Annotated in this window: 9 protein-coding genes and 1 pseudogene; 8 read left to right on the top strand and 2 right to left on the bottom strand. The window is 66.9% G+C overall.

Going from position 1 to position 8771, the window contains the following annotated elements; translation table 11 throughout:
• Positions 1 to 969 (bottom strand): IS701 family transposase (locus Q7A36_RS36580; RefSeq protein WP_305108728.1); only part of this gene is annotated, 969 nt, incomplete at its 3' end.
• Between the two features lie 177 nt (positions 970 to 1146).
• Between Q7A36_RS36580 and Q7A36_RS36575 the strand changes: the two genes are divergently transcribed.
• The 3 genes from Q7A36_RS36575 to Q7A36_RS36565 are packed head-to-tail and all read left to right on the top strand — an operon-like array spanning position 1147 to position 3118.
• A complete protein-coding gene (locus Q7A36_RS36575) occupies positions 1147 to 2424 on the top strand; it encodes an IS256 family transposase (protein ID WP_305108727.1) in 1278 nt (425 codons plus the stop codon).
• Positions 2425 to 2450: 26 nt separating this feature from the next.
• On the top strand, positions 2451 to 2942 hold the full coding sequence (locus Q7A36_RS36570; RefSeq protein WP_305108726.1) for an ATP-binding protein: 492 nt from the start codon (positions 2451 to 2453) through the stop codon (positions 2940 to 2942).
• The gene (locus tag Q7A36_RS36565) at positions 2837 to 3118 is read left to right on the top strand and encodes an ATP-binding protein (protein ID WP_305108725.1); all 282 of its coding nucleotides are present in this window, start codon (positions 2837 to 2839) and stop codon (positions 3116 to 3118) included. Before Q7A36_RS36570 ends, Q7A36_RS36565 begins: the two co-directional genes overlap by 106 nt.
• Positions 3119 to 3249: 131 nt before the next feature.
• Here the strand turns inward: Q7A36_RS36565 and Q7A36_RS36560 are convergent.
• Positions 3250 to 3390 (bottom strand): annotated as a pseudogene (locus Q7A36_RS36560) (IS256 family transposase); the annotation flags it as partial.
• 275 nt (positions 3391 to 3665) lie between these two features.
• Here Q7A36_RS36560 and Q7A36_RS36555 point away from each other — a divergent pair.
• The 5 genes from Q7A36_RS36555 (at position 3666) to Q7A36_RS36535 (ending at position 8523) form a co-directional block, all read left to right on the top strand.
• Complete coding sequence (locus Q7A36_RS36555) at positions 3666 to 5921, top strand: ISL3 family transposase (protein WP_408903912.1); 2256 nt, start codon at positions 3666 to 3668, stop codon at positions 5919 to 5921.
• A gap of 198 nt (positions 5922 to 6119) precedes the next feature.
• Positions 6120 to 6269 (top strand): hypothetical protein, encoded by a 150-nt coding sequence (locus tag Q7A36_RS36550; protein WP_305108724.1) that lies wholly within the window; start codon positions 6120 to 6122, stop codon positions 6267 to 6269.
• A 215-nt stretch (positions 6270 to 6484) separates the two neighbouring features.
• Entirely contained in the window at positions 6485 to 6718 is a 234-nt protein-coding gene (locus Q7A36_RS36545) for a hypothetical protein (RefSeq protein WP_305108723.1), read from the top strand.
• Between the two features lie 215 nt (positions 6719 to 6933).
• A complete protein-coding gene (locus Q7A36_RS36540; RefSeq protein ID WP_305108722.1) occupies positions 6934 to 7836 on the top strand; it encodes a TraB/GumN family protein in 903 nt (300 codons plus the stop codon).
• 39 nt (positions 7837 to 7875) lie between these two features.
• On the top strand, positions 7876 to 8523 hold the full coding sequence (locus Q7A36_RS36535; protein WP_305108721.1) for a hypothetical protein: 648 nt from the start codon (positions 7876 to 7878) through the stop codon (positions 8521 to 8523).
• Positions 8524 to 8771: the final 248 nt, after the last annotated feature.

Genomic DNA, 8771 nt, shown 5'->3' with positions numbered 1-8771 from the left:
GTTGCTCAGGTAGTACTTGCGCTCGCCGCTCGAGCGCCACTCGCCCACCAGCCAGACCTCATCACCCGGCAGGTGGCGATTGTTCGCCCAGGTCGCGCCGTCACCGACCCGCACGCGCGTGGCCGCGAACCGCGCCGTGAGCGGTCCCTTGGTGCCGTGTCGCCAGGTCACCTTGCGCCAGGGCAGGTCTGCCAGCACCGCCCCGGCCTCTCGGGGTGCCTGGTCGAGTGCCGGGCGCCGATTGCGGCCTGCGGGCGGGATCAGCTGGACATCGACGTCGTAGACCTTCTGGTTGCGCGGAATGCCCACCGCCCAGGTCAGCCCACGCTCGCTCAAGCCCTGGCGGAAGGCAGCACTCGCGCCGTAGCCGGCATCGGCCAGGGTGGGGCCGAACCGCACGCCAGCGGCAATGAGCCGGTCCAGCTCGGCCAGCGCGATCTCGCCTTTGGTCAGGGCCACCACCGCCGCGTCCGGCACGCCAGCCGCCGCGCAGCGCCCGGCATCGCGGGTCCACTCCTCCGGCAGGAACAGTCGCAGCCCCACAGGCACCGGCACTTCCCGCCCGGCCAGCATCAGCGAGACCAGCGCCTGGCAGTTCGCCTGCTTGCCAAGCTGGCCGCAGTACTGCCGCGCCACGCCCACCGAGAGCGTGCCCTTCTTCGGCAGCGCCGTGTCGTCGATCACCAGCACCGCTTCCGGACCACCCACCAGCCGGTCCGCCTGCTCGGCCAGCACCCGCCATAGCGGCGCGTCGTCCCAAGCCGGGCTGGCGATGAAGTGCTGCAACTGGTCATGGCCCGACAAACCGAGGCTCGCCGCCATCGGCTGCAGGCTCTTGCGCTCGCTCGGACCCAACAGCCCGCGCAGATAAAGCGGCGCCCAGAGCCGTCGCTTCCTATGCCCAAGCGCCGCGAGGAACGGCTCCAGCCAGCGATCCAGATCGCCTCCGATGCCGCGAACGTCTGCCATCTCTACCTCTCGCCACATCCAACAGCGAGGAAATGGGGATGGCAAATCTCGCCCAAAAGTGCCCAGGTAGTGCTAGCCGCGGGGAAGTCCCGGGTGATGTTGAGGAAGAGGAGGCGGCGTTGCCCGCCCTGAGCCGGTAGGCTCGGGGTGTCGAATCCACGAGGGGCAAGCAACGCCATGACGAGGAATAGCACATGGGCGGCCGGGGTGCCGCCATTGGCTGCGGATCGGGCGCCTGATGGGGCGACAGCGAGCTTCGAGCGGCTGTGCCTGAGGGCGGGTCTGGAGGCGCTCGGGGAGATGTTGGAGGCCGATGCGGCGGCGCTGTGCGGTCCGCGGCACGGGCGGGGTGGCGAGCGGCAGGCGCAGCGCTGGGGCCGGACGTCCGGGCCGATCGGCTTCCACGGCGGCAAGGTCTCGGTGGCACGGCCGCGGGTGCGCGAGCGCGGTGGCCGGGAGGTGGTGCTGCCGAGTTGGGAGCGGGCGGTGGGCGAGGACTGGCTTGGCCGCTGGGCGATGAACCTGATGCTGCTCGGGGTCGCCACGCGCCGGTTCGGCCGGGCGGTTCGGCTGCCCGAGGGCGACGTGCCGGCGGGCCCGGGCGCGGGGGTGTCGAAGTCGGCCGCCTCGCGGCGGTTCGTCGCGCTCTCGGCGGAGCGGATGGCGGCCTGGATGGGGCAGGACCTGTCCGGGCTCGACCTGCTGGCGGTGCAGATCGACGGCATCCACGTCACCGAGGACCTGGTCCTGCTGGCCGCCATCGGCATCGATGGCGAGGGAGCGAAGCACCCGCTCGGGCTGGTGGAGGGCGCCACCGAGAACGCGGTGGTGGTGCAGGCCCTGCTCGACGACCTGGTCGGTCGGGGGCTGGATCCGGCGACCTGCCGGCTGTTCATCGTGGACGGGGCCAAGGCGCTGACCAAGGCCATCCGGCGCACCTTCGGGCGGGACACCCCCATTCAGCGCTGCCAGGTTCATAAGGCCCGCAACATCGCCGAGCGGCTGCCCAAGGCGCTGCAGGCGCCGGTCCGGCGGGCGCTGCGGCAGGCCTGGGAGCTGGACGATGCGGCCAGGGCCGAGCGGCTGCTGCGCAACCTGGCGCGCACCCTCGAGCCCCGGGCACCCGGCGCCGCGGCGTCGATCCTGGAGGGTCTGGACGAGATCCTCACTGTGGTTCGGCTGCGGCTGCCGCGCGAGCTGCGTCGCTCGCTGGCTTGCACCAACATCGTCGAGAACGTCATGGGCTCGGTGCGGCGCGTCTGCCGCAACGTGAAGCGCTGGCGCGACGCCGACATGGCGCTGCGCTGGACCGCCGCGGCGATGCTCGAAGCTGCCAAGGGCTTTCGCAGGCTGAAGGCGAAGCGGCATCTCCCGGCGCTCCGTGCCGCACTCACTGCTCACCGAGCAAAGGCCGCAACGATCACGCCAATTGCACAGCAGACGCGCGCCGCATAGGGTCACTCTCAGCCGCGCCGCCCGCCATGCTCAACATTGGCCGGGACATCCCCCCTGCTGGACCACCAGCATCGTTACGCCACGAAAGCTGTGCCTCCGCCAGACGCCGACTTCCTCCCCGCACCGCGGATGGAAGGGGTAGTAAATCGTCGCCACGCGGCCCTGATACTGGGCACTGTGTCGCTGCATCGACCGGCACCGGCAAGACGCACATCGCGCTGAGCCTCGGCCTCGCCGCCTGCCAGAGGGGCTTCAGCGTCACCTTCGTCACGGCAGCCGGGCTGGTCCACCAGCTGATGGAGGCGCGTGACGAGAAGCGCCTGCTCAGGCTGCAACGCGAGTTGCAGATGCCCAAGCTGCTGATCAGTAGAGTCGAGGACGGGCGCAGTGGCTTGGGCCGTCCGGCGCGGAGTTGCTGTTCGAGGTGTTCAGCCAGCGCCACGAACGATCAGCCACGATCGTCACCTCGAACCTGCCCTTCGAGGAATGGACGTCCGTCCTCGGGTCGGAGCGTCTGACCGGCGCCTTGCTGGATCGGCTCACCCATCACGTCCACATCCTGACCATGAACGGCGACAGCTACCGGCTGGCGCAGTCCACCGCCCGGCGGCGCCTCTCAAGCAAAGCGGCACAGGACGACACCGCCAAAAGCAAGCAGATCAACCCGGACACCGGTGCGATCCTGCCTGCGTAGAAAACCCTCAACGAACTGATCGCAGCGCCGGCCAGGCCCCGATCGGGGCCTGGCCGGCACTGTCGCCACCATCCCGACACTGGCCGCGTTTTACTCCGCCCCGCCGGCCTGGTTTCTCTCCGCCGTTGACAGGCGGTCAGGGCCCGCTCGGCCAGCGCCTTCTTGAGGCTATCCAGCAGGCCGCCATCGGTTAGGGCAGACCGGGCGTCGGCACCGTTCAAGAGCTGATCCAGCAACTCATCCGGGATGATAGGCTGTTTGCGTCGCGGCATACGATGGTCTCCTCAGCAGCATCGTACGGCCCGAAACACGGAATTCCGGATAGTCCCACAGTCCCAGTGCTCGCGTTGCCAGCGCCTCAACCCACCATCGGGCCCTGGGTCGCGGTTAAGAAGTCCCATCGACGCCGCGCTGTGCGCCCGGGCACAGCGTTCATGCTACGATATTGGCATTTGCCAGGGCGCCAATACCACTTGAGCGGCGCCCGCGTGGCCTGCTTTGCCTATGCGCCCATCGAATCTAGAATTCAGAGGCACAGGAGGGTCCCATGTTCCTCCGCCATGCCACCGCTTTGTTCGCTCGGTTTAAACGCTTAAGCGACCCTACCCATCTCCAGCCGGCGGCTCGGCCGCTCCCGCCCACCACGCTCCAGGCTGTCTCGAACGGCTTGGCCTCGCGGCTGCCCGGCGCGGCCACTGCGCCTGACCACCAGATCGTCGCTGGCCCGCTCGACATCACCGCTCCGGCCGCAGTCCTCGAGCGAGACACGGCCACACCGCCAGTCGAGATGCCACTTCGGTCGCTGTACAACCTCGACTCCGCCGACCGTTCGACGCAGAAACAGCAAATCATCCTAATTGTTGACGTGGCTGAATCCGTCCGCCTCATTCAGACCGACGAGAACGGCACCATCCGCCGCTGGCTCCGAGTGGCAGAAGCCATCGAACATCGCCTGCACACCTCCAGCCGCGGCCGCGTGGTGAAGAATCTTGGTGATGGCATGCTGATGGAGTTCACCGACGCCCTCTTCGCGGTCGAAACTGCCTTTGCTTTGCAGAAGGCCAGCCAAGAAGTCAACGCCGACCTCCCGCCTGACCGTCAGTTAGGATCTTCCGCACTTCCCGTGCTGCGGGTGGTCGTTCCGGGACGGGATGAGCATATAAGGTTTGTTCCCTCCAAAGCCCGGTCCTTGTTCGAACATCTCTCGTCACTCATTCCAGCAGGGTTGCTGGTTCAGCAGATCCTGCCATCTCCCGACCATCTCACCATCGTCGTCGCGCCACGTGAGCCCTGCGCGACGTGCCCGACCTGCGCCATGCCGTCCTCCCATGTCCACAGCCGGTACGACCGCTTGCTGCACGACCTGCCCTGGCAAGGGCGCCAGGTTCTGCTGCGTGTTCGGGCGCGCCGGTTCCGATGTCTCGTACCGGCCTGTCCGCGTTTGACCTTTGCGGAGCGGCTCGCCGATACCGCGCCGGCCGCCGCGCGGCGGACCGAGCGCCTGGCCGACCTGCAGCGCCATCTCTGTCTGGTGGTCGGCGGCGAGGTCGGCGCCCGGCTTGCGGCGCGGCTGGCTGTGCCGGTCAGCGCCGACACGCTGCTTCGCATGGCGCGGCGCGCCGGCGCGATACCGCAGCCAAGGCCGCCCGTGCGGGTGCTGGCGGTTGACGAGTGGGCCTGGCGCCGCGGCCACCGCTATGGGACGGTGCTGGTCGACCTCGAGCGCAATCGCGTCGTCGATCTCCTGCCTGACCGGCAGGCCGAGAGCCTGGCGGCGTGGCTGAAAGCCAATCCGAGTGTCGCCATCATTGCCCGGGATCGTGCTGGCGTCTTCGCCGACGGCATTCGCCAGGGCGCGCCGGGTGCCATTGAGGTCGCCGACCGATGGCATCTGCTGCGCAATCTTGGTGATGCGGTCCATGCTGCCGCGCAGCACCATCATGCTGCGGCCCGCAGGATTGGCAAGGAGATCATGGCGCATCCGCCGCATGCCGGCACGCCGGGCGAGGCCACAGCCGAGCCGACGACCGCCGTCCAGCGCCGCAGCTCGGCATCACATGCTCATCGTCAGGCGCAGTTCGAGGAGGCAGCGCGTCTGCATGCGGCAGGTGCCTCCCTCAGTGCCATCGCCCGCCAGCTCGGCCTCAATCGCAAGACCCTACGATGCTGGCTGCAGGCTGGCGCGGTTCCGACCTGGCATAAGCCGCGGCGGGACAGCCTGCTTGATCCTTACCGCGACCACCTGGAGCGCCGCTGGAGCGAGGGGTGCCACAACGCCACCCGGCTATGGCAGGAGCTGGTGGCGCTCGGCTTCCCTGGCCGGCTAGCCATTGTGAGCGCCTGGGCAACCGAACGCCGCAGAGCAGTACAGAACGGTTCCGGCATGCCGGTCACCGCCGAAGGCGAGCCGTGGCGGCCACCTTCGGGACGGCGCGTGGCCCGGCTGCTGATGACCGACGCACGGATCCTGTCGCCGCCCGACCAGGCCTTTGCCGCGCAGCTGCTGAAGGAGGCGCCTGACTTGGAAAGTACGGTTGCTGCTGCCAAGCGGCTCCGAGCCCTGCTGCGCCGGCGGAGCGAGGAGACGCTGGCTGACGTTCTCGCCGCCGCCGAAGAGACACAGTTGGTCGGCTTTGTGGCCGTGTTGCGCAGGGACATCAGCGCCGTGGAAGCCGCGCTCACGCTGCCCTGGACCACCAGCCCCGCGGAGGGCCAGGTCAACCGGATCAAGATGATCAAGCGCACGATGTATGGCCGCGCAGGGTTCGAGCTCTTGCGCGCCCGCGTCCTGCATGCCGCCTGAGGCTCGCCGGCAGCACGGGAAGTGCGGAAGATCCTCAGAATCGGCCAGTTTCGGGTCACACGGGCGCACGAAGAGAGCCGGCATGTGAGGGCCGGACGTCGACGTCCGATGTGCCCGGTGCGGGAGGCGATCAGCCTCCCCGTGTCAAGCCCGCCGGGGCTGAAGCGGTCCCAGGCCGAGCAGGGTGAGCCAGTGCGAATGGCCCTGGCCCTGAGTGGCTATGCCTTGCACTGCTACCTGCGCTGGCTCCGCTGGCTCCGCTGGCTCCGCTGGCTCCGCTGGCAGCGGATCCTGGACCGCATCCGGCAGGAACGGGCGGACGACGAGCAATCGAGCCTGCAAACATAAACAGTTCGTTATTTTATTTGGCAGCTCAGCGCCGCCAACATCTACCAAGGGGCGAATTATGGTTTTTGTGGTATACGATACACTATCGAGAGGGTGGTTTCTAAACCATTGAAGTGGAAGCGCTTTCACTGGCGAATGCCCCGGCGCCGGACATAATGGGCGCAACGGGGACACGCCAGGACGGCGGCCCGGACACCAGGACGAGGCAAACCGACATGAATCGGCCGCTCAACTTTTTCTCCACGATCGGGGCGAGTGCGATGGGTGCGGGAGCAGGGTTGCTCTACCCATGGCTGACGACGGACTGGACGATCAATCATATGGGGCCCGGGCAGCTCGGCACGCTGCTGATGTTGATCTGGGCGCTTGTCTGGCTGGCGGTCATGTGCGCCGGGATGGCCGGCGGAAAGATCGGCGGGAACTGGCTCTCGGATCGGCTCGGGATGTAGCTCCTCACCGGGGGAGCGTGCGAACCCTTGACGCCCTGTGTCAGTCGCGTGGCGAAATCAGCATCCTGCGGCAGCTTCGGAGCACGATCGGAGCCGCCGCACCGTGGACGGCAACTGACAGCTATCGATCAGGTGTAACTTCCTGTTGAAAGTCTGCGCTCGATTCGTCGTGCTCAAGTGGCGCCGCATTCCCTTGTTGGACGACCCAAGCTGCGATGATTCGAGCACTACGCGCCGGCTTGCTTGCCGCTGTCGCTTTTCTACCCGTCGCCAGAATCCAGACGGCCCAGGCTCAGCCCGTCGATTACCCGGCACTCCGTGTGACTGCGCCGGGCGGTGCGCAGAGCCTGCTGCTGGGATCCATCCATTTGGGTTATGCTGACGTTCCGCTGCCCTCCCCGCAAATCCTCGAGCAGGCGAGACGAGTGGTCATTGAGGGTGACCCAGCCTTGCCGCAGCCTCCCCGCGCGGGAGATGCGCCGCCGCCGGACGCCGGACCGCGCATCCGGATCGGCGACATTCTCGACGCGCGGGAGATGCAAACGCTACGTGCGCGGCTGGCCTGCCGCTTTCCCTCGGAGCCCGACGTCTTCGAGTTCGCGCTGCGCTACCTCCTCAACCAGCCGCTTCGCGCAGGATGGGACGTCGTCAGCCCGTGCCCGGAGCCGGGACGCACCGGCCTGGATCAGTGGATGAAGGAAAGCGCCGCTGAGCGTCATGTGCCACTCGACACGCTCGAAGCCGTCGCCGACGCCCAGGCGCAGTGGTACGCACTGCCGGATCGCATCTTCATTAGGGGAGTGCACCGAAGCCTGACACCTCAGTTCTTGCAGGACTTCGCGGATCTGCTGACGGCGGTGCGCCAAGGGAACTACGAAGAGGTTTGCCGCATCAGCGACGCATCGTTCGCCACCACGGAGGACGCCGCGCTGTTCGAGCGGCGCATGCTGACGGAACGCAATCTCCGGTGGCTGCCACGCCTCGAGCCCTTCCTGAAAGAGGGCAAAGCGGTGGTGGTGGTCGGGGCGGCTCACCTCTGCGGGCCGACCGGGGTGCCGGCGCTGCTGCGCCAGCGAGGCTATGAGTTGCAAGCCGTGCGCGTACCAGCGACGCCCTAGCGACAAGCGCCAGGAGGTTTTGGCCGAGGAGGTGGAACCATGACGATTTCAAGCACTGAGCAGGTTCTCTTTGTTTGGTCAGTCGTGGGGATCTACGAACTTTTGGTGACCGCCTATGCGGTGCGACGAGCATGGACTGACGGGCCTGATCGCGCTGTGGCCTGGAGAAAGTGGAAGGTCACCGGTGCTTTTCTGGGCGCCGTCGGTTTAACCGCCGGCATGTTCACCTTTGAAAAAACATCCCTGGAGCTGAGCCAGGGCGTTGCGTCGTTCATGGCAGAAGAATTCCTCAACTTGAAGCTCGAGGCGACTGTCGCGCGCGCAGTTGCCTGCTCCGGTGATCAGACGTCGGAAGCCGCTCGCAACGAGTGCTTCGACTTCAGTAATCTCGACAGGCAGACCGCCATTCCGAACCTCCACTCAGACCGGCCGTTTCGAGAAATTAAGAACTGGCAGAACAATCCGCGCCTCAATGAGCTGATTGCAAGAAATAATGCCAACGCCAATCGATGGAATCAAAGCGCCCGACTTGCGAACGAGAAGCCCCTTCTTTCTCTCGACAGCCGTGTAAAGATCGGCTTTTTGGCGCTTTTCCTAATCGCGTCTGCTATCGCCTGCTCAATTGGTGAATCAGTGTACCAATGGCGCCAGGAAGTGCTTCGCGCTGGCCAAAAGGCGGCTCGATGAGACGGCAAGCGGATCGAAACAAAGCGGAATACCCCCACACCGGGAGAGCCTGCGGACGCCTGACGCTTCCTCCCCCGGTGCCATCCTTCAAGCGCGACGGTATGACCACGCCCGATGAGCTTCCCAGCGCCGGGATCAGTGTGCCATTCGGCAGCGGCGCGCACGGCATCAAGGTAATTGCTCACCCCCTCTCCGGCGGCTCGAGCGCATTAGGGCGCCGGCTGCGTGGGGAGCCACGGCGAGATTTG

This window comes from Paracraurococcus lichenis, assembly GCF_030657435.1.
Lineage (GTDB): Bacteria > Pseudomonadota > Alphaproteobacteria > Acetobacterales > Acetobacteraceae > Paracraurococcus > Paracraurococcus lichenis.
The sequence above is the reverse complement of the archived record's forward strand: the minus strand, read 5'-3'. Positions and strand labels throughout refer to the sequence as shown.

Excerpts from the sequence above, each read along its gene's own strand:
- Q7A36_RS36575 (WP_305108727.1), top strand. The coding sequence starts at position 1,147 with ATGACGAGGAATAGCACATGGGCGGCCGGGGTGCCGCCATTGGCTGCG.
- Q7A36_RS36570 (WP_305108726.1), top strand. The coding sequence starts at position 2,451 with ATGCTCAACATTGGCCGGGACATCCCCCCTGCTGGACCACCAGCATCG.
- Q7A36_RS36555 (WP_408903912.1), top strand. The coding sequence starts at position 3,666 with ATGTTCCTCCGCCATGCCACCGCTTTGTTCGCTCGGTTTAAACGCTTA.
- Q7A36_RS36550 (WP_305108724.1), top strand. The coding sequence starts at position 6,120 with ATGGCCCTGGCCCTGAGTGGCTATGCCTTGCACTGCTACCTGCGCTGG.
- Q7A36_RS36545 (WP_305108723.1), top strand. The coding sequence starts at position 6,485 with ATGAATCGGCCGCTCAACTTTTTCTCCACGATCGGGGCGAGTGCGATG.
- Q7A36_RS36540 (WP_305108722.1), top strand. The coding sequence starts at position 6,934 with ATGATTCGAGCACTACGCGCCGGCTTGCTTGCCGCTGTCGCTTTTCTA.
- Q7A36_RS36535 (WP_305108721.1), top strand. The coding sequence starts at position 7,876 with ATGACGATTTCAAGCACTGAGCAGGTTCTCTTTGTTTGGTCAGTCGTG.